The sequence below is a fragment of the Streptomyces sp. NPDC012827 genome, assembly GCF_042900905.1.
Taxonomy (GTDB): domain Bacteria; phylum Actinomycetota; class Actinomycetes; order Streptomycetales; family Streptomycetaceae; genus Streptomyces; species Streptomyces gulbargensis.
Genome location: NZ_JBIBBY010000004.1, coordinates 20,431 through 40,387, shown reverse-complemented (window position 1 = coordinate 40,387; position 19,957 = coordinate 20,431). Strand labels below are relative to the sequence as shown.

The 19,957-nt window shown below is 72.0% G+C and carries 19 protein-coding genes; 13 read left to right on the top strand and 6 right to left on the bottom strand.

Annotated elements, in window-relative coordinates; genetic code table 11:
- Positions 1–116: 116 nt before the first annotated feature.
- The 5 genes from ACFY60_RS09550 (at position 117) to ACFY60_RS09530 (ending at position 6,014) form a co-directional block, all read left to right on the top strand.
- On the top strand, positions 117–1,415 hold the full coding sequence (locus tag ACFY60_RS09550) for a DUF6716 putative glycosyltransferase (protein ID WP_388610963.1): 1,299 nt from the start codon (positions 117–119) through the stop codon (positions 1,413–1,415).
- Positions 1,415–2,626, top strand: a complete 1,212-nt coding sequence (locus ACFY60_RS09545; RefSeq protein WP_388610964.1) for a cytidylyltransferase domain-containing protein — start codon at positions 1,415–1,417, stop codon at positions 2,624–2,626. The genes ACFY60_RS09550 and ACFY60_RS09545 overlap by 1 nt, the downstream gene beginning before the upstream one ends.
- 9 nt (positions 2,627–2,635) lie before the next feature.
- Entirely contained in the window at positions 2,636–3,529 is an 894-nt protein-coding gene (locus ACFY60_RS09540; protein ID WP_388610966.1) for an N-acetylneuraminate synthase family protein, read from the top strand.
- Positions 3,526–4,683, top strand: a complete 1,158-nt coding sequence (locus ACFY60_RS09535) for a hypothetical protein (RefSeq protein ID WP_388610968.1) — start codon at positions 3,526–3,528, stop codon at positions 4,681–4,683. The genes ACFY60_RS09540 and ACFY60_RS09535 overlap by 4 nt, the downstream gene beginning before the upstream one ends.
- A 116-nt stretch (positions 4,684–4,799) precedes the next feature.
- On the top strand, positions 4,800–6,014 hold the full coding sequence (locus tag ACFY60_RS09530) for an amidohydrolase (RefSeq protein ID WP_388610970.1): 1,215 nt from the start codon (positions 4,800–4,802) through the stop codon (positions 6,012–6,014).
- 421 nt (positions 6,015–6,435) lie between these two features.
- On the opposite strand, the gene ACFY60_RS09525 is transcribed toward ACFY60_RS09530, so the two are convergent.
- Positions 6,436–6,777 (bottom strand): hypothetical protein, encoded by a 342-nt coding sequence (locus tag ACFY60_RS09525; RefSeq protein ID WP_388610971.1) that lies wholly within the window; start codon positions 6,775–6,777, stop codon positions 6,436–6,438.
- 65 nt (positions 6,778–6,842) lie between these two features.
- Positions 6,843–7,163 (bottom strand): hypothetical protein, encoded by a 321-nt coding sequence (locus tag ACFY60_RS09520; RefSeq protein ID WP_388610973.1) that lies wholly within the window; start codon positions 7,161–7,163, stop codon positions 6,843–6,845.
- Between the two features lie 315 nt (positions 7,164–7,478).
- Here ACFY60_RS09520 and ACFY60_RS09515 point away from each other — a divergent pair, with 315 nt between their 5' ends.
- From ACFY60_RS09515 to ACFY60_RS09490, 6 genes are all read left to right on the top strand, one after another.
- Positions 7,479–8,516: a BMP family protein gene (locus ACFY60_RS09515; protein ID WP_388610975.1), complete on the top strand. Its 1,038-nt coding sequence runs from the start codon at positions 7,479–7,481 to the stop codon at positions 8,514–8,516.
- A 194-nt stretch (positions 8,517–8,710) separates the two neighbouring features.
- A complete protein-coding gene (locus tag ACFY60_RS09510; protein WP_388611048.1) occupies positions 8,711–10,321 on the top strand; it encodes an ABC transporter ATP-binding protein in 1,611 nt (536 codons plus the stop codon).
- Positions 10,318–11,430, top strand: a complete 1,113-nt coding sequence (locus ACFY60_RS09505; protein ID WP_388610976.1) for an ABC transporter permease — start codon at positions 10,318–10,320, stop codon at positions 11,428–11,430. Before ACFY60_RS09510 ends, ACFY60_RS09505 begins: the two co-directional genes overlap by 4 nt.
- Positions 11,427–12,716, top strand: a complete 1,290-nt coding sequence (locus ACFY60_RS09500; RefSeq protein ID WP_388610978.1) for an ABC transporter permease — start codon at positions 11,427–11,429, stop codon at positions 12,714–12,716. Before ACFY60_RS09505 ends, ACFY60_RS09500 begins: the two co-directional genes overlap by 4 nt.
- A complete protein-coding gene (locus ACFY60_RS09495) occupies positions 12,713–13,105 on the top strand; it encodes a cytidine deaminase (RefSeq protein ID WP_388610979.1) in 393 nt (130 codons plus the stop codon). The genes ACFY60_RS09500 and ACFY60_RS09495 overlap by 4 nt, the downstream gene beginning before the upstream one ends.
- An 80-nt stretch (positions 13,106–13,185) precedes the next feature.
- Positions 13,186–14,463, top strand: a complete 1,278-nt coding sequence (locus ACFY60_RS09490; protein ID WP_388610981.1) for a thymidine phosphorylase — start codon at positions 13,186–13,188, stop codon at positions 14,461–14,463.
- An 84-nt stretch (positions 14,464–14,547) separates the two neighbouring features.
- Here the strand turns inward: ACFY60_RS09490 and ACFY60_RS09485 are convergent, their stop codons facing one another.
- A complete protein-coding gene (locus tag ACFY60_RS09485; protein ID WP_388610983.1) occupies positions 14,548–15,240 on the bottom strand; it encodes an HAD family hydrolase in 693 nt (230 codons plus the stop codon).
- Between the two features lie 61 nt (positions 15,241–15,301).
- On the opposite strand from ACFY60_RS09485, the gene ACFY60_RS09480 reads away from it, so the two are divergent.
- Complete coding sequence (locus ACFY60_RS09480; RefSeq protein ID WP_389457810.1) at positions 15,302–15,589, top strand: STAS domain-containing protein; 288 nt, start codon at positions 15,302–15,304, stop codon at positions 15,587–15,589.
- Positions 15,590–15,816: 227 nt separating this feature from the next.
- On the opposite strand, the gene ACFY60_RS09475 is transcribed toward ACFY60_RS09480, so the two are convergent.
- From ACFY60_RS09475 to ACFY60_RS09465, 3 genes are all read right to left on the bottom strand, one after another.
- Positions 15,817–16,785 carry a sigma-70 family RNA polymerase sigma factor gene (locus ACFY60_RS09475; RefSeq protein WP_388610986.1) on the bottom strand — a complete coding sequence of 323 codons (969 nt, stop codon included), beginning with the start codon at positions 16,783–16,785 and terminating at the stop codon, positions 15,817–15,819.
- An 84-nt stretch (positions 16,786–16,869) separates the two neighbouring features.
- Positions 16,870–17,574: a L,D-transpeptidase gene (locus ACFY60_RS09470; protein WP_388611050.1), complete on the bottom strand. Its 705-nt coding sequence runs from the start codon at positions 17,572–17,574 to the stop codon at positions 16,870–16,872.
- A gap of 81 nt (positions 17,575–17,655) precedes the next feature.
- A complete protein-coding gene (locus ACFY60_RS09465) occupies positions 17,656–18,915 on the bottom strand; it encodes an MFS transporter (protein WP_388610987.1) in 1,260 nt (419 codons plus the stop codon).
- A 62-nt stretch (positions 18,916–18,977) separates the two neighbouring features.
- Between ACFY60_RS09465 and ACFY60_RS09460 the strand changes: the two genes are divergently transcribed.
- Positions 18,978–19,955 carry a LysR family transcriptional regulator gene (locus tag ACFY60_RS09460; protein WP_388610988.1) on the top strand — a complete coding sequence of 326 codons (978 nt, stop codon included), beginning with the start codon at positions 18,978–18,980 and terminating at the stop codon, positions 19,953–19,955.
- The last annotated feature ends 2 nt before the right edge of the window (positions 19,956–19,957 follow it).

Below are 19,957 nucleotides of genomic sequence, written 5' to 3'. Positions count from 1 at the left end.
ATCCGTTGCCCGGGGCCCCTGGTCACGGGCCGCTTCAGAAGTCGGAGAGGCGCTGTTCACCCTTTGTTGTGGCCCAGTTGGGCCGAAAAGCGGAATGCCCTTCTAGCGTCCTCGGCGTGCCAGCAAGTACCAGAGAAGCGGTACGGGTCGCCGTGCTCGCCGACTCCGACACCCGGTGGAAATGGGGTGCGCTCACCGCGCGCCGCCTCGCCGGGACGACGGTGGAGCCCGCCGAACCCGCCGGATTCGTCCTGCGCGGCCGCGCCACCCCCACCGCCCGCCAGCTCGCCGAGACCGGGGCGGCCACGACCGCCCCGCGCGAGGTGACGGGAGCGGAGTTCCTGCGCGCCGTACGGGACGCCGAGACGCGCGGCGAGGGCTACGACGTCCTCGTCCTCGCCCTGGTCGGCGGCACCGTCCGGGCCGTCCTCCAGGGCCTGGCCGACCTGGCCCTCACGCGCCGCCCGGTGATCGTCACCGGCTACGTCGGCGTCGTCTACGAGAAGCTGACCGACGGCCTGCTGCTGCGCCACGGCGCCGATGTCGTCCTCGCCAACTCCCGCCACGACGCCGAGCGTTTCCGCGCCGTGTACGAGGGCGTCGGCGCCGCCGCCGACGCGGTCGTCGAGGCCGCCCTGCCCTTCCTCGGCGGCGCCCCCTACACGCCCCTGGCCGGCCGGGACACCCTGGTCTTCGCCGCGCAGCCCTCCGTGCCCGCCACCCGCGCCGAACGCGCCTACGTGCTGCGCCGGCTGATCGGGCACGCCCGGCTCCACCCGGGCCGCGAGGTGCTGCTCAAGCTGCGCTCCAAGCCCGGCGAGCACACCACGCACCTGGAGGAGTACCCGTACCAGAAGCTGGTGCGCGATCTCGCCCCGCCACGCAACTTCCGCCTGGTGTACGGACACATGGGCGAGATCCTGGACCGCACCGACCTGCTGGTCACCGTCTCCTCCACGGCCGCCCTCGAAGCCCTCCACCGGCGCGTCCCCACCGCGATCCTCACCGACCTCGGGGTCCGCGAGGCCCTCGGCAACCACCACTTCGTCGGCTCCGGCCTGCTCACCTCCTTCGACCGGCTCGACAAGGGCGCCGTCCCCGAGCCCGACGGGACGTGGCTCGCCCGTCAGGGCGTCGCCTCCGACAGCCCGTACGAGGCCGCCTTCGACGCCGCCCGCGAGCGGGTCGCGGAGCTCCTCGCCCGGCCCTCGCTGCCCCCGATCACCCCCTACTACACCGCGGAGACGGCCCCCGGCTACCTGCCGGGCATCCTCGCCCGCCACCGCCTCGACGTCACCGCGCCCGAGCCCCGCGACAGCGGGCTGCGCCGGATCGTCCGGGAGGCGGCGCGCGGCGCGTACCGCCACGGCGTGCAGCGCGTGGCCCCCGTCGTCCGCCGCCTGGGAGAGCTCTGATGACGACCACCCCCGCCGTTCTCGCCGTGATCCCGGCCCGGGGCGGCTCCAAGGGCGTCCCCGCCAAGAACCTGGCCGCCGTGGCCGGGGTCCCGCTGGTGGCCCGGGCCGTCCGCGCCTGCCTCGGTGCCCCGCCGGTCACGCACGTCGTGGTCTCCACCGACGACGCCGCCATCGCCGCCGCCGCCCGGACCGCCGGGGCCGAGGCCGTCCAGCGGCCCGCCGGGCTCTCGGGAGACACCGCCACCAGCGAGTCCGCCGTCCTGCACGCCCTGGACGCCTTCGAGGCCACCCACGGCCGCACCGCCGACGTGGTCCTCCTCGTCCAGTGCACGAGCCCCTTCCTCACCTCCGCCGAGATCGCCGAGGCCGCCGGCCGGATCCTCTCCGGCGCCGCCGACACCGCCTTCACGGCCGCCCCCTCGCACGGCTTCCTCTGGCGCGCGACCGACGGCGGCGCCGAGGGCGTCAACCACGACAAGGCCCACCGCCCGCGCCGCCAGGACCGCGAACCCGAGTACCTGGAGACCGGCGCCGTGTACGCCATGGACGCGGCCGGCTTCCGTACCCACGAGCACCGCTTCTTCGGCCGCACCGCCCTCGTCGTCACCGACCCGGCCCGCGTCCTGGAGATCGACGACCCGCACGACCTGGCCCGCGCCCGGGCGCTCGCGCCCCTCCTCGACGAGCCGGTCACCCCGCGCTTCGACGACATCGACGCCGTCGTCCTCGACTTCGACGGCACCCAGACCGACGACCGGGTCCACCTCGACGCCGAAGGCCGCGAGTTCGTCTCCGCGCACCGCGGCGACGGCCTCGGCATCGCCGCCCTGCGCCGCGCCGGGCTGCCCGTCCTCATCCTCTCCACCGAGCAGAACGCCGTCGTCGCGGCCCGCGCCCGCAAGCTCAGGATCCCCGTCCTGCACGGCATCGACCGCAAGGACCTCGCCCTCAAGGAGTGGTGCGAGGCCGAGGGCATCGACCCGCAGCGCGTGCTCTACGCCGGCAACGACGTCAACGACCTGCCCTGCTTCCACCTCGTCGGCTGGCCCGTCGCGGTCAGCAGCGCCCACGACTCCGTACGGGCCGCCGCCCGCGCGGTCACCGTCACCCCGGGCGGCTCCGGCGCGATCCGCGAGATCGCCGGCTGGCTCCTCGGACCCGACCTCCACGTCCCCGCCGCTTCCCCCGGCGCCGTCCCCAACGCGTAAGGAACCCCCATGAACACCCGTCTGCGCACCCTCGGCAGCAAGACCGCCGGCCCCGGCCGGCCCGTCTACATCACCGGCGAGATCGGCATCAACCACAACGGCGACCTCGACAACGCCTTCGCCCTCATCGACGTGGCCGCCGAGGCCGGCTGCGACGCCGTCAAGTTCCAGAAGCGCACCCCGGAGATCTGCACCCCGCGCGACCAGTGGGACATCGAGCGCGACACCCCCTGGGGCCGCATGACCTACATCGACTACCGCCACCGCGTGGAGTTCGGCGAGGACGAGTACCGCGCCATCGACGAGCACTGCCGCAAGCGCGGCATCGACTGGTTCGCCTCCCCCTGGGACACCGAGGCCGTCGCCTTCCTGGAGAAGTTCGACGTCCCCGCCCACAAGGTGGCCTCCGCCTCGCTCACCGACGACGAGCTGCTGCGCGAACTGCGCGGCACCGGCCGCACGGTCATCCTCTCCACCGGCATGTCGACCCCCAAGCAGATCCGGCACGCGGTCGAGGTCCTGGGCAGCGACAACATCCTGCTCTGCCACGCCACCTCCACCTACCCGGCCAAGGCCGAGGAGCTGAACCTGCGCGTGATCCAGACGCTCCAGGAGGAGTACCCGAACGTCCCGATCGGCTACTCCGGCCACGAGACCGGCCTCCAGACCACCCTCGCCGCCGTCGCCCTCGGCGCCACCTTCGTCGAGCGCCACATCACCCTCGACCGGGCGATGTGGGGCTCGGACCAGGCCGCCTCCGTCGAGCCGCAGGGCCTCCAGCGCCTCGTCCGCGACATCCGCACCATCGAGACCGCCCTCGGCGACGGGATCAAGAAGGTGTACGAGTCGGAGCTCGGCCCGATGAAGAAGCTCCGCCGGGTCCAGGGGCTCGACGCCGCATGACCGCGCGGCTGGCGTTCGTCGAGAGCCCGGTCCAGCTCCTGAACGTCCTGGAGTGGGCCCACGCCCGGGCGGCCACCACCGCCCCGGCCCCCGGACCGGCCCCGGCCGGCCCCGCCCAGGAAACCCCAGCCCCCACCACCGCCACCACGGGGCCCGGCCCGTCGCCGGGCGCCGACGGGCTCACCGTCGTCGTCCTGTCACCGACCGACCCCATGTCCCGGGGCCAGCTGCGCCGCATGGCGCAACTGGCCCGGGACGAGGGGTTCACCGTGCACTGGCAGGAGGCCCGCGGCGGGCGCGGCGCGCTCGTGCGCACCCTGAGGCGGCTCGCCGGACCGCTCCGGGCGGCCGAGCGGGTGATCATCGGGGACCCGTTCTCCCGCTACGTCCAGCTGCTCCTGACCCTGTTCGGCCCCCGGCACCTCACCGTCGTCGACGACGGCACCGCCACCATGGAGTTCGCCGCCCAGCTCGGCGCCGGCGAACGCCTGGTCCGCTGGCACCGCAGGGGCCGGCTCGGGCCCCGCGAACTCGCCCTGGCCCCCGTCACCTCGATGGCCCGGCGGCGCCTCGCCCCCGGCAGGGCCCGTACCGTCGAGATCTTCACCTCGCTGCCGGTGGAGGCCTCGCCCGGCACCACCGTCACCGAGAACCACTACACCTGGACCCGCGCCCGCTTCGGGCCCCCGGCGCTGACCGGCGGAGCCGACCTGGTGGGGACCTCCCTGGTCGAGACGGGCGTCGTCGACGCCGACCAGTACCTGCGGGTGGTCACCCGCCTCGCCCGGACCCACGGCGCCACCCGCTACTTCGCCCACCGCCGTGAGAGCGCCGAGAAGCTCCACCGGATCGCCGTCGAGACCGGCCTGCAGGTGGTGCGGCCCGAACTTCCCCTGGAGCTGATCGCCCGGCGCGGCCCGATCGGCCGTACGATCGTGAGCTTTCCCTCAACGGTCGTCCACACCCTGCCGCTCGCCCTCTCGGGGACGGGGGTCAGGGTCGCCGTCTGCGCGATCGAGCCCGAGTGGCTCCGGGCCACCGCCTCACCCCGCGCCCAGGGCTTCCTTGCGGGCGTGGCGGGCACCGCCGCCCACGAGGTCGACCGGCTCACGGCCCGCGCGACCTCCCGAACCGACCGGCTCGAATTCGGGTGAGCTTACCCACAGGGAGCCCCCGTCATACCTGATGAACCGAGATTTTTTCCCCTAACGGGTTGAACTTTTCGTGATCGACAGGCAGTTGATCACCACGTGGGCATACCCTTCAAAAGGTGAACCAGTTGACGTCCCGTGAGCCCGGCTCCGCCACCCTGCCCGGAACACTGTCCGCACCCCTGCGCGCCGAACTGATCGCGTTCCGCAGGGACGTGCACATGCACCCCGAGCTCGGGAACCAGGAGTTCCGTACGACCGCCGCGCTCAAGGCCCGCCTGGAGGCGGCCGGCCTCGCGCCGAAGGTTCTCCCAGCCGGCACCGGCCTCATCTGTGACATCGGCACCTGGGACGGGCGCCGCCCCATGCTGGCCCTCCGCGCCGACCTCGACGCGCTGCCCATCCCTGACGTCAAGACCGTCGCCTACCGGTCCACCGTGCCGAACCGCGCCCACGCCTGCGGCCACGACGTCCACACCACCACCGTCCTCGGCGCCGGCCTGGTCCTCGCCGAGCTCGACCGCGAGGGCCTGCTGCCCAACGCCGTACGGCTCCTCTTCCAGCCCGCCGAGGAGGTGCTGCCCGGCGGCGCCGCCGAGGCCGTGGCCGCCGGCGTCCTGGACGGCGTCGGCCGGATCGTCGCCCTCCACTGCGACCCGCGGGTGGACGCCGGGAAGATCGGCCTGCGCGCCGGCCCCATCACCTCCGCCTGCGACCGCCTGGAGATCACCCTCGACGGGCCCGGCGGCCACACCGCCCGCCCGCACCTCACCACCGACCTGGTCACCGCCGCCGCCCGGGTCGCCACCGACGTCCCGGCCGTCCTCGCCCGCCGCGTCGACGCCCGTTCCGGCCTCTCGGTCACCTGGGGCCGCATCGAATCCGGCCACGCGCCGAACGTCATCCCGCAGCACGCCGAGCTCTCCGGCACCGTCCGCTGCCTCGACCTGCGCACCTGGCGCGAGGCGCCCGACCTCGTGCACGCGGCCGTGGACGAGATCGCGACCCTGCACCGGGCGAAGTCGACCGTCAACTACGTCCGGGGCGTCCCGCCGGTCGTCAACGACCCGGTCGTCACCGAGCTGCTCCGCGACGCCATGACCGCCCGCCTCGGCCCGCTCGCCATCGAGGACACCGAGCAGAGCCTCGGCGGCGAGGACTTCTCCTGGTACCTGGAGCACGTCCCCGGCGCCATGGCCCGCCTCGGCGTCCGCACCCCGGGCGACACGCGCGTCCGCGACCTCCACGCCGGCGACTTCGACGTGGACGAGCGCTGCATCGAGACCGCCGTCGAACTGTTCACGGCCGCGGCCCTCATCGACGCCGACTCGTAGGACCGGGAGCCGACCCGCCACGCCGAGGCCGGCCGCCCCTTGCGGACGGCCGACCCGTGTGGCTCAGCGGCTTTTCGGCCTCACAGATTCACGGGCTGCGCCCGCACGCGAACGATGCCGACGTTCGGGCTGTCGGAGCACTTCTGGCGCGACACACCGCCCGTGCGCACCACTGGGCCGTAGCGCTGGAAAGGGCCGCCGCTCGGACCCTGGCAGGTGACCACGACGCGCCACTTGTATGCCGGTGCGAAGCCCGTGCACTTCGCAGACCCGTAATACGGCGCTGTGCTCGAGACGCTCGTCACGCATCGTGACGAGGTGTCCGCGGCGTGCGCCGCGGGGTTCACGCCGGTCAGGCCGGCGGCCAGGGACAGGGCGGCCGTGGCGAGAGCCGCCCGTCGCCGGGCGGGGAGCAGCGCCATCAGAGGCGCACCCGCTCGACGCCGATCTTGTAGATACCCACGTTGGGGTTGTCGGAGCACTTGGCCTTCGACTCCTTGCCGTTGCCGACGGCCGGACCGTAGACGACCCACTTCGTCCCCCGGGGGTCGATGCAGGTGATCTTGACCTTCGCGCCCTCGAGCGGGTACGGCAGCATGCCGGTGCACTTGGCCGAGCCCGTGTAGGGCGCCCGGCTCGACTTCCACGTCTCGCAGTCGACGCTTCGCAGGCCCGTCTGGGCGGCGGACGCGGTCGGTGCGGTGATCAGCGACCCGGCCGCGACGGCGAGGCCGAGCGCGGTGACCACGGTCTTCTTCTTCACAGGTTCCCCCTGAGATCTTGTACGGGTGCGGCGATGGAACGGACAGCGTTCCCGACCGGTCGAGGTCAGGCGCTGAAGGAGACGCCGACGCGCAGGACGCCGACGTTCGGGCTGTCCGAGCACTTGGCCGTGGACGTTTCGGTGTTGCGCTTCCACGGGCCGTAGATCACCCACTGGGCGCCCTGCGGATTGATGCAGGTCACCTTGACCCGGAACTTGTCGCCCCAGGCGATCTTGCTGCAGTAGGCCGAGCCGGTGTAAGGCGCCCGGCTGGACGTCCACGTGTTGCAGTCGCCGACGGTGCCCGCGGACGCCGCGGGCGCCAGAGCGGCCGAGCCCCCGAGCAGAGCTGCCGCGAGGCCGAGAGCGGCGAAGGCGCGTTTCATGTATCCCCCTGTTTCATCGACGGAGGGGCCGTCCACCTGGTCCTGGTGACGTCCCCACCGCCTGTCGTGCGGTCGGGCTGAGAACTACCACCGGGTACGAGGGGAGGCGAGCGGCCGCCGGGGACTCTGTCAGGTGATCGCCACCGTCGCGCCCCCGCGCGGCCACGCGAGTCCCGCCGTACGCTGGGAACAACTCGTGAGCGTCGATCCGGTAACGACTCATGAACGGGTCTTTAACTGACATCTACGCGCGTTACGATCCACCGGAACCAGCGCCGCAAGGGGCGCTTTCGGTCAGTCTTGAAGGGACCTCTCGTGCGCCGGGTATCCAAGATCACCGCCGCGTGTGCTGTCACAGCGGCTCTCGCTTTCACCGCCGCATGCGGTGAGTCGTCCACCGGGGGCAGCGGCTCCGACAAGGGCACCGTCAAGGTCGGCATGGCCTACGACGTGGGTGGCCGCGGCGACAACTCCTTCAACGACTCCGCCGCGCGCGGCCTGGACAAGGCCAAGGCCGACCTCGGCGTCGAGACCAAGGAACTGACCGCCAAGACCGGTGAGACCCCGGCCGACCGCGAGCAGCGCCTCGCCTCGCTGGCCGAGGGCGGCTACAACCCGGTCATCGGTGTCGGCTTCGCCTACAAGGACGCCATCGACAAGGTCGCGGGCAAGTTCCCGAAGACCACGTTCGGCCTCATCGACTCGGTCTCCGACAAGAAGAACGTCGACTCGATCGTCTTCACGGAGGAGCAGGGCTCCTACCTCGCCGGCGTCGCCGCGGCGCTGAAGTCGAAGGACGGCAAGATCGGCTTCATCGGCGGTGTGGACCTCCCGCTGATCAAGAAGTTCGCCGCCGGCTTCCAGCAGGGCGTCAAGGACACCAAGCCGGGCGCCAGCGTCCAGATCCAGTACCTCTCCACCGGTACGGACCTCTCCGGCTTCGGTGCTCCGGACAAGGGCAAGGCCGCCGCGAAGGGCATGCTCGACAAGGGCATCGACGTCGTCTTCGCCGCCGCGGGCGGCTCGGGCGCCGGCGCCATCGAGGCCGTCGCCGCCAAGCCGGGCACCTGGGCCATCGGCGTCGACTCGGACCAGGCCAAGGACCCGGCGCTGTCGAAGTACGCCGGCTCGATCATGACCTCGGTCGTCAAGAACGTCGACACCGGTGTCTTCGAGCTGATCAAGTCCGTCAAGGACGGCAAGTCGATGACCGGCACGCACTCCTACTCGCTGGCCGAGAACGGTGTCTCCCTGACGACCACGGGTGACCACCTGAAGGACATCCAGGCCAAGCTGGACGAGGCCAAGAAGAAGATCGTCGACGGCAAGATCAAGGTTGCCACGACCCTCTGACGCGCGTCGGAGGGGGCCCGGAGAGCGGCTTCGGCCGACACTCCGGGCCCCCTTCACACGTATGCCCACGGGCAGTTGAAGTTTTCCCCTGACGCTACGCGCGTAGCTCCCGAGGTACGCGGTATTTTTCGCCCCCGACAGCGCCTGCGTCCCCGTCTCATCCTCTTCACGCTCCCTGCCTAGGAGAGTGCGCCATCAAAGCCTCCAGCTCCAGCAGTCCCCACGCCGTAGAACTCCGCGGCATCACCAAGCGTTTCCCCGGCGTCGTGGCCAATCACGACATCGACATCACCGTGCGCCGCGGCACCGTGCACGCCCTCGTGGGCGAGAACGGAGCGGGCAAGTCGACCCTGATGAAGATCCTCTACGGCATGCAGAAGCCGGACGAGGGCACCATCGCGATCGACGGCGAGCAGGTGTCGTTCAACAACCCGGGCGACGCCATCGCCCGCGGTGTCGGCATGGTCCACCAGCACTTCATGCTCGCGGACAACCTCACCGTCCTCGAGAACGTCGTCCTCGGTTCCGAAAAGCTGTACGGCATCGGTGACCAGGCCCGCGCCCGGATCAAGGAGATCTCCGACGCCTACGGTCTCGGCATCCGCCCCGACGTCCTCGTCGAGGACCTGGGCGTCGCCGACCGTCAGCGCGTGGAGATCCTCAAGGTCCTCTACCGCGGCGCGCGCACGCTGATCCTCGACGAGCCGACCGCGGTCCTGGTGCCGCAGGAGGTCGACGCGCTCTTCGACAACCTCCGTGAGCTCAAGGCCGAGGGCCTGACCGTCATCTTCATCTCGCACAAGCTGGGTGAGGTCCTCTCGGTCGCGGACGACATCACCGTCATCCGCCGGGGCACCACGGTGGGTACCGCCGACCCCGCCGGCACCACGGCCAAGCAGCTCGCGGAGCTGATGGTCGGCAGCGAGCTCCCCTCGCCGGAGACCCGCGAGTCGACGGTGACGGACGTGCCGATGCTCACCGTCGAGAACCTCTCGCTGAGCGCCGTGGACCCCGACGGCGCCGTCCGCGCCGTCCTGGACGGCATCACCTTCACCATCCACAAGGGTGAGGTGCTCGGCATCGCCGGTGTCGAGGGCAACGGCCAGTCCGAGCTCGTCGACGCGATCATGGGCATGCGCCACCCCGACCACGGTGTCCTCACCCTCGACGGCACCGACATCTCCTCCGCGCCGACCCGCAAGCGGCGCGAGGACGGCATCGGTTGCATCCCCGAGGACCGCCACCGGCACGGTCTCCTCCTGGAGGCGCCCCTGTGGGAGAACCGCATCCTCGGTCACGTCACCGAGAAGCCGAACTCCAAGGGGGCCATCCTCGATCTGAAGGCGGCCCGCAGGGACACCGAGCGCATCGTCCGCGAGTACGACGTCCGTACCCCCGGCATCGACGTCACCGCGGCCTCCCTCTCCGGCGGCAACCAGCAGAAGCTGATCGTCGGCCGGGAGATGAGCCACGACCCCAAGCTGCTGATCGCCGCGCACCCCACGCGCGGTGTGGACGTGGGCGCCCAGGCGCAGATCTGGGACCAGATCCGCGAGGCCCGCCGGGAGGGCCTGGCCGTGCTGCTGATCTCCGCCGACCTCGACGAGCTGATCGGACTCTCCGACACGCTGCGTGTGATGTACCGGGGGCGCCTCGTCGCCGACGCCGACCCGGCCACGATCACCCCCGAGGAGCTGGGCTCGGCCATGACCGGTGCGGTCACGGGTCACCTTGAGCACGAAGAGAACGTCGAGGGCTCCGTGAGCCCCGAGCGCAACGACGGCCCGGAGGACGAGGCCCGATGAAGAAGATCGACAAGGAGCGCTTGCTCCTGGGCATCGCGGCGCCGCTTCTCGCGGTCGTGGCGGCCTTCCTGATCACCGCACTGGTCCTGGCGGCCACCGGCAAGGAGCCGTTCAGCGCCTTCGGGATCATGTTCGACTACGGCATCAAGTCGGACAGTCAGGTCGCCATCATCAACAAGGCGACGACGTACTACCTGGCGGGTCTCGCGGTGGCCATCGGCTTCCGCATGAACCTGTTCAACATCGGTGTCGACGGGCAGTACCGTCTCGCGGCCTTCTTCGCGGCCGCCGTCGGTGGCGCCCTGACCCTGCCCGGCATCCTCCAGATCCCGCTGATCATCGTCACCGCGATGATCGTCGGTGCGATGTGGGCGGGCATCGCCGGTCTCCTGAAGGTCACCCGCGGTGTCAGCGAGGTCGTCTCCACGATCATGCTGAACTTCATCGCCACGGCGATCATCGGCTACCTGCTCCAGCCCGGCCGCCTCGGCCACCTCGACGAGGCGGGGACGAAGGTCTCCACCAACCCGCTCCCCGAGTCCTCGCACTTCTTCACGTTCCCGACCACCCCGAGCCCGATCTGGGGCTTCCTGGTCGTCGCGGTCCTCGCGGGCGTCGCGTACTGGTTCACGCTCTCCCGCACGCGCTTCGGCTTCGACCTGCGCACCGTCGGCCAGTCCGAGACGGCCGCCTCGGCCAGCGGCGTCGACGTCAAGAAGATGATCGTCACCTCCATGGTGATCTCCGGCGCCGCCGCCGGCCTGATCGGCATGCCGACGCTGCTCAACGACTCGTACGAGTACAGCGGTGACTTCCCGGTCGGCATCGGCTTCACCGGTATCGCCATCGCGCTCCTCGGCCGCAACCACCCGGTCGGCATCGCGCTCGCCGCGGTCCTCTGGTCCTTCCTGGAGCGCGGTGGCCAGCAGCTGGAGTTCGAGGGCTACGACAGGGAGATCGTCGGCGTCATGCAGGGCGTCATCGTCCTCTGCGTCGTCATCGCCTACGAGGTCGTGCGCCGCTACGGCCTCAAGCGTCAGCAGCGCCAGGTCGGAGAGAAGCTCGCGGCCCAGGCCCGTTCCAACGACACGACGGAGGTGTCGGCGTGAGCGCCACGGCGACTTCCACCCCGCCGCCCGCGGCCCCCAAGGCGGCCGGCGGCAAGGGCGGCCGTACCCGCCTTTCCCTCCCCTGGATCCTGCTGCTCGTGGCGGGCGGGCTCATCGCCCTCTCCGCCGTCCGCGCCGTCACCGGCGCGCAGGACCTCACCTCGGCCGGCCAGATCAGCGCCGCGCTCTCCCTCGCCGTGCCGATCGGCCTCGCCGGTCTGGGCGGTCTGTGGGCCGAGCGCGCGGGCGTGGTCAACATCGGCCTCGAAGGCATGATGATCCTGGGCACCTTCTTCGGTGCCTGGGCCGGCTGGCAGACCGACCCGTGGCTCGGTGTCCTCGCCGGTGTCGTCGGCGGCATGTTCGGCGGCCTGCTGCACGCGGTCGCCACCGTCACCTTCGGTGTCGACCACATCATCTCCGGCATCGCGATCAACATCCTCGCCCTCGGCGTCACCACCTACTTCGCGAAGCTCTGGTTCAACTCGGGCGAGGCGGCGGCCAAGGGCGGCAGCCCCAAGCAGTCCCCGCCCGCGGAGGACATCACCTCGATCACCGTTCCGGGCCTGTCCGACTGGCTGGCCGATGTCGAGAAGCACCACTGGTTCCTGATCTCGGACATCGCCGGCATCCTCGGCGGCCTCGTCACCAACCTCTCCCTGGTCACGATCCTCGCCGTCCTGCTGGTGATCGGCACGTACTTCGTCCTGTGGAGGACCGCGTTCGGTCTGCGGCTGCGCTCCTGCGGTGAGAACCCGGTCGCCGCGGAGTCGCTGGGCGTCAACGTCTACAAGTACAAGTACATCGCCGTGATCGTCTCGGGCGGCCTGGCCGGCCTCGGTGGCGCGTTCCTGTCGCTGGTCACCTCGCACATCTACAACGAGGGCCAGACCGGCGGCCGCGGCTACATCGGCCTCGCGGCGATGATCTTCGGCAACTGGCGGCCCGGCGGCCTGGCCATGGGTGCCGGCCTGTTCGGCTTCGCCGACGCGCTCCAGCTGCGCAGCGGTGGCGAGTCCGTGCACGCCCTCCTTCTGCTGCTCGTCGCGGTCCTCGTCGGCATCGCCCTGTGGAAGGCCTACCGGAAACGCTGGATCACCGCCGTGGTCAGTGCCGTCATGGCGGCCGTCATGCTCGTCTGGTACCTGGGCACCGACACCGTCCCGGTCGAGTTCGTCAGCGCCACCCCGTACGTGGTGACCCTGCTGGTGCTCTCCCTCTCCGCGCAGCGCCTGCGGATGCCCAAGGCGGACGGCATGCGCTACCGCAAGGGCGAAGGCAAGTGACGCCCCCCGACTGGGACGTGCTGCGCACGGCCGCCCGCGAGGCGATGGCCCGCGCCTACGCCCCGTACTCCGGTTACCCGGTCGGCGCGGCGGCCCTCGTCGACGACGGGCGGGTGGTCTCCGGCTGCAACGTGGAGAACGCCTCCTTCGGTCTCGGGCTGTGCGCCGAGTGCGGGCTCGTCTCCCAGCTCCAGGCGACCGGCGGCGGCCGGCTCACCCACTTCGTGTGCGTGGACGGCCGCGGCGAGTCCCTGGTGCCCTGCGGCCGGTGCCGGCAGCTGCTGTACGAGTTCGGCGGCCCCGAGCTCGTCCTGGAGACCCCGGCCGGGTTCCTGACCCTGGCCGAGATGCTGCCGCAGGCCTTCGGCCCGGACCACCTCGGCAAGTAGCACCGCGGAGCGGCCCTTCCGGCACGATGGGAAGGGCCGCTCCTCTCTTCCCCCTCTATGCGCGTAGAAAGAGGCACCACATGGACGTCATCTCCGTCATCCGCACCAAGCGGGACAAGGGCGAGCTGAGTCCCGAGCAGATCGACTGGGTCATCGACGCCTACACCCGCGGGGTCGTCGCCGACGAGCAGATGTCCGCCCTGGCCATGGCCATCCTGCTCAACGGCATGAACCGCGCGGAGATCGCCCGCTGGACGGCGGCGATGATCGCCTCCGGCGAGCGCATGAACTTCGACTCGCTCTCCCGCCCGACCGCCGACAAGCACTCCACCGGCGGCGTCGGCGACAAGATCACCCTGCCGCTCGCGCCGCTCGTCGCCGCCTGCGGCGCGGCCGTCCCGCAGCTGTCGGGCCGCGGCCTCGGCCACACCGGCGGCACCCTCGACAAGCTGGAGTCCATCCCCGGCTGGCGCGCGCTGCTCTCCAACGAGGAGATGCTGCACGTCCTCGACACCACCGGCGCCGTGATCTGCGCGGCCGGCGACGGCCTGGCCCCCGCCGACAAGAAGCTCTACGCCCTGCGGGACGTCACCGGCACCGTCGAGGCCATTCCGCTGATCGCGTCCTCGATCATGTCGAAGAAGATCGCCGAGGGCACCGGCTCGCTCGTCCTGGACGTGAAGGTCGGCACCGGCGCCTTCATGAAGACCATCGAGGACGCCCGCGAGCTCGCCTCCACCATGGTCGCCCTCGGCACCGACAGCGGTGTGAAGACGGTCGCGCTCCTCACCGACATGTCGACCCCGCTCGGTCTCACCGCGGGCAACGCGCTGGAGGTCCGCGAGTCCGTCGAGGTCCTCGCCGGCGGCGGCCCGGCCGACGTCGTCGAGCTGACGATCGCGCTGGCCCGCGAGATGCTCGACGCGGCCGGCATCAAGGACGCCGACCCGGAGAAGGCCCTCAGGGACGGCTCGGCCATGGACGTCTGGCGCCGGATGATCGCCGCGCAGGGCGGCGACCCGGACGCCACCCTCCCGGTCGCCCGCGAGCAGCACGTCGTCACCGCTCCCGCCTCCGGCGTCCTGACCCGCCTCGACGCCTACGACATCGGCATCGCCGCCTGGCGCCTCGGCGCCGGCCGCGCCCGCAAGGAGGACCCGGTGCAGGCCGGCGCGGGCGTCGAGCTCCACGCCAAGCCGGGCGACACCGTGACGGCGGGCCAGCCCCTGCTGACCCTCCACACGGACACCCCGGAGAAGTTCGACTACGCGCTGAAGTCGCTGGACGCGTCCTGGGACATCGCCCCCGAGGGCACGGCGTTCACCCCGACGCCGATCGTCCTGGACCGCATCGCGTAATTCCCGGAGGCTCCGCCCCGGGCCGGTGCCCCGCACCGGTCCGGGGCGGCGGTGGCCTGCCGGGCGCCCGGGGCGGTGGGTGTTTCAGCCCAGTGCCCGCGCCGCTTGCCGGTCGTCCGGCGCTCCGGGCCCCCGCAGCAGCGCCGGGAGCTCCCGCATGTCGGCGAAGACGACCGTCCCCGGGCCCGCGAGGCGGTCCGCCGCGGTCAGGCCGCCGGTGTAGCCGAAGGCGCGCATGCCCGCCGCGCGGGCGGCCCGGACGCCGTACGGGCTGTCCTCGACGACCGCGCAGCGCTCCGGCGGGACGCCCGTCACGGCGGCGGCGTGGAGGAAGAGGTCCGGGGCCGGCTTGCCGCGGGAGACGTCGTGGGCGCTGAACATCCGGCCCTCGAAGCGCTCCAGAAGTCCCGTGCGGCCGAGGTTCCGCCGGATCGAGGCGTGGCTGCCGTTGGAGGCGAGGCAGTACGGCACGTCCAGGGCGTCCAGCACGTCCGCCACGCCTTCCACCGCCGTCAGCTCGGCGTCGAGCGCGTCCTCGTACCGCTGCCGGAAGGGGAGGTGCCAGTCCGGCTCCAGAGGACGGCCCCGGCGTTCCTCCACGAGGGCGGTGAGCAGCTCGTGGGACGAGCCGACGAAACGCTCGGCCACCTCCGCTTCGGTGAACTCCGCTCCGAGGCTCGCGAACACCTCCCGGTCCACCCGGCAGTAGATCCGCTCGCTGTCCACCAGAACACCGTCACAGTCGAAGATCACCAGTTCGACAGGCTCGTGAGTCATGATCGGGACCCTATCGGGCCGGTCCGCGATGAGTTCCGGCCACGGGGGCGGTCTGCCTGGTGTGGACACCAGTCAGCCCCTTGTCGTGACCCTGCCCGCCCGGCCCGGTCGCGAGGACGTCGCCCGCCTCTGCGCCGCACTGGACGCGGCCCCGCCCGGCACCGTCGTCTGCGAGGTCGGCGCCCTCGGACAGGCCGACCTCGCGGCCGTCGACGCCCTCGCCCGGCTGAGACTCGCCGCAAGGCGCCGGGGCCACCGCCTCCGCCTCCACGGAGCAGGACCCGACCTGCGGGCCCTGCTCCGGCTGACCGGACTCGACACCGTCCTGGAGGACGACTCCCCGCCGTGACGCACCCGCGAACGGGGGCGGCGTCGCGACCCGGCGGGGTCCGGAACGACCTAGGTCGTGTCCGGAAAGTAGCGGCGTCTGCCCGCAGGGCAGGGCCCGCGGCGTCTGGTGCGTGCGATCGCAAGGCGGAGGGTCGCCCTCGTACTGGGCGTACTTGGGTGATCCCGACAACGCAGCGAGCGTGCGTGCCAGGCGTCGCGGGCCAGGCGCGACTTTCCGGACACGACCTACGCCTCCAGCCGCTCCGGCAGGTCGAAGAGGGGGAACCAGCGCGGGGTGTCCAGGAAGAAGTCCATCCCGGCGACCTTGCCGTCCCGCAGCTCCAGGACGATGAGCGCCCACGGGCTGTAACCGCCCTCGGGGTCCGGGTGGTAGTGGGCGAAGGCCGGCTGGCCGTTCGCCACGGTCGGCACCAGCTTGGACCCGCGGCAGACGTCGCCGACGCCCAGCATCCAGCCGACGATGTCCTCGTGGCCCCGCAGCCACAGGTCGTACGGCGGCATGGACATGGTCGCGTCCTCGTGGAGGAGCGCGGTCAGCGCCTTCATGTCGTAGCCCTCGAACGCGGCCACGTACCGCTCCAGGAGCTCCTTCTGCTCCTCGTCCAGCGGGTTCGCCGCGTCGGACTCGGCCGGCGCCTGCTCGGCCAGGGTCGCCCGGGCACGCTGGAGCGCGCTGTTCACCGAGGCGACGGAGGTGTCGAGGAGCTCCGCGACCTCGCTTGCCTTCCACGCGAGCACCTCACGCAGGATGAGCACCGCGCGCTGCTTCGGCGGCAGGTGCTGGAGCGCGGCCACGAACGCCAGCCGCACCGTCTCCCGGGAGACCGCCGTCTCCGCCGGGTCCGCCACCGAGGGGAGCACCCGCCCGTCCGGCACCGGCTCCAGCCAGGTGATCTCCGGCTGCTTGACGAGCTGCGCCTGCGCCACCGGCGTCGGCCCGCTGAGGTCCATCGGCCGCGCCCGCCGGTTCCCCGCGTTCAGCGCGTCCAGGCACACGTTGGTCGCGATCCGGTAGAGCCAGGACCGCAGGGAGGAGCGGCCCTCGAAGGAGTCCATGGCCTTCCAGGCCCGCACCATCGTGTCCTGCACCGCGTCCTCCGCCTCGAAGGACGAACCGAGCATCCGGTAGCAGTAACCGGTCAGCTCCCTGCGGTACTTGTCGAGTTCGTCGGTCTTCACCGCTACGTCACTCATCGGGTCCACACCCCACTCACCCCTCACCGGCACCCGTTCGGTGCCGATGGGAGCGAAGCTACCGCAGGGGACCGACAGCCGGGGTCAGGTTCCGGGCTTGCGTCCGTACACGAAGACGTCGTCGCCGTTCCGCAGGAGATTCCAGTACGCCTTGGCGTCGGCCGGCCGCATGTTGACGCAGCCGCCGGAGCCCGGCGGGTTCCACATGGACTTGGTGGTCGAGTGGAAGGCCTGGCCGCCGTCGAAGAACTGCGCGTACGGCATCGAGACGTTGTAGAGCGTCGACCAGTGGTTGATGTTCCGCCAGTAGACCTTCTTGGAGCCGGTACGGGTCTCCGTGCCGTCCTTGCCGGTCCGCACCGGCACCGGGCCGTACTTCAGGCGCGAGCCGTCCTGGATCCAGCTGAGCTGCCGCGTCAGGTCGACGCAGGCGATCCGGCCCCGGTTCGTCGGACACGTGCCGTCCCTGTTCGGGTTGGTGCCCGCCGCCCTCTGCTGGAGCATCGTGTTCATGGTCCGCCAGGTGAGCGGACCGGCGTACCCCGCGGCCGGGGTGATCCCGTGCGTGCGCTGGAAGGCCTGGGTGGCCTGGCAGTCGGCGAGCGACTGGCGCCCGTCGACCGGCCGGCCCAGGAACTTCTCCACCTGCTTCTGGTACGGCCCCGTCGTCACGTTGCAGGACGCCGCCTGCGCCGGGGTGGCGCCGAGCGCGACCGTCAGCGGAAGCACCAGCGACGCGAGCCCCGCGGCCGTTCCCGCTCTCTTCCCCACCCGCATGATCCGGTTCATCTTCGTCAACTCCCCCTTGAGTCCTGACATGTGGGACGCGCGGGGGAGTCTCTCAGTTGCAGCCCGGAGCGGGAAGAGGGCTCAGGCCGCAGCGGGGCGGATCCGGCGCTCCGCCGCCCGCGCGCTGTGGGTGCCGTACAGCGTGATCGACACGACCCCGAGGACCGCGACCAGACCGAGCAGGACCGTGCCGGTCCAGCCGCCCGCGTGGAAGGCGACCGCGCCGAGCGTGCCGCCCGCGCTGCTGCCCAGGTAGTACGCGGACTGGTACAGCGCCGAGGCCTGCGCCCGGCCCGTCGTCGCCGTACGGCTCACCGCCGAGGAGGCGACCGCGTGGCCCGCGAAGAAGCCGGCGGTGATCAGCACCAGGCCCGCGACGACGGCCGCGAGCGCGTCGGAGAGCGAGAGCAGCAGGCCCGCCGCGGTGGTGGAGACCGCCAGGTAGAGCGCCCCGCGCCGGCCGAGCCGGCCGACCAGCCTTCCGGCGGCGGCCGAGGAGACCGTACCGACCAGGTAGATGAGGAAGATCGAGCCGATCACGCCCTGCGGGAGCGAGAACGGCGCCTCGACCAGGCGGTAGCCGATCACCGTGTAGACCGCGCCGAACACCGTCATGAACAGCGCGCCGATCGCGTAGAGCCGGCGCAGCAGCGGGTCCGCCAGGTGCGTGCGCACCGTGCCCGCGAGCGCCCTCGGGTCGAGCGAACCGGGGGTGAAGTGGCGGGCCCTCGGCAGCAGCGCCCGGAAGACGAGCAGGCACACCAGGGAGGTCAGGCCGACGGCGGCCAGACCCGCGCGCCAGCCCCACAGCTGCGCCGCCCAGCCGGTGACGATCCGGCCGCTCATGCCGCCGATCGAGTTGCCCGCCACGAACAGGCCGATCGCGCCGATCAGGGCCCGGGGGCGGATCTCCTCGGCCAGGTACGCCATGGCCGAGGCCGGCAGCCCGGCGAGGGCCGCGCCCTGCACCGCGCGCAGCGCGATCAGGGACTCCAGGTTCGGCGCGAAGGGCACGAGGAGGCCGACCGCGACCGCGACCGAGAGCGAGCCGATCATCATGGCCCGCCGGCCGAAACGCTCCGACAGGGCGCTGAGCGGCAGGACGCAGAGGGCCAGCGCGCCGGTCGCGGCGGAGACCGTCCAGGAGGCGGCGGAGGCGCCGGTGCCGAACGAGGCCGAGATGGCGGGCAGCAGTGCCTGCGTGGAGTAGAGGAGGGCGAAGGCGGCCAGTCCGGCGGCGAACAGAGCGAGGCTCGTACGGCGGTAGCCGGCGGTGCCGGGGGCGAGGCGGGTGTCGGCGGCCGCGAGGGTGGCGGCCGCCTTGGTACTGGCGGAAGGCATGCCCCGAACGTAGGCCGGTCCCTTTCATGCGTCCAATGCACGGAACTGCTGTAATCGTTCCCATGGCGCATGAGTACAGGTCACAGGCCCGGCTGTCACCGAACAGTAACGAAGAAGACATGGGACAGCTGCTCGCGCCGCGTCTCGCGTACTTCGCCGCGGTCGCCCGGCACGAGCACGTGACCCGGGCCGCGGCCGAGATGGGCGTCCCCCAGTCGACGCTCTCCCGCGCCATGGTCCGGCTCGAACAGGACCTCGGCGTCGCCCTCTTCGTCCGACGGGGCCGCACCGTCTCCCTGACCCCGGCCGGCCGCCGCTTCCTCACCGCCGCCGAGCGGGCGCTGGCGGAGGTGGAGCGGGCCGCCGACACCGTACGGGCCGACGCCGACCCGGCCGCCGGGCGGGTCGCCTTCGGTTTCCTCCACACCATGGGCTCCGAGACCGTCCCCGGGCTGCTGCGCGCCTTCCGCGTGGACCACCCGCGGGTGCGCTTCACCCTCGTCCAGAACTACGGCGAGGCGATGATCGAGCGGCTGCGGGCCGGCGAACTCGACCTGTGCCTCACCTCGCCGGTGCCGGACGCGCCCGACCTGGTCGCCCGCCGGCTCGACGAGCAGCGGCTGCGGCTGGTCGTCCCCGACGACCACCGCCTCGCGGGCCGCAAACGCATCCGCCTCGCCGAGGCCGCCGAGGAGGCCTTCGTGACCCTGGAACCGGGGTACGGGCTCCGCCGCATCACCGACGACCTGTGCGCCGAGGCCGGCTTCACACCGCGCGTGGCCTTCGAGGGCGAGGAGGCGGAGACGCTCCGCGGTCTGGTCGCGGCCGGCCTGGGCGTCGCGCTGCTGCCCCCGCCCGCCGTCGCGCGCCCCGGCGTCGTCGAGCTCACCGTGACCGCGCCGAGGGCGGTCCGCGAGATCGGCCTCGCCTGGCTGGACGGCCACCCGGACACCGCTCCGGTCGCCGCCTTCAAGAAGTTCCTCCTCAGCCGCCGGGGCCACCTCCTCCCGAAGGAGGCCCAGGCCCCCCAGGAGCCGTAGGA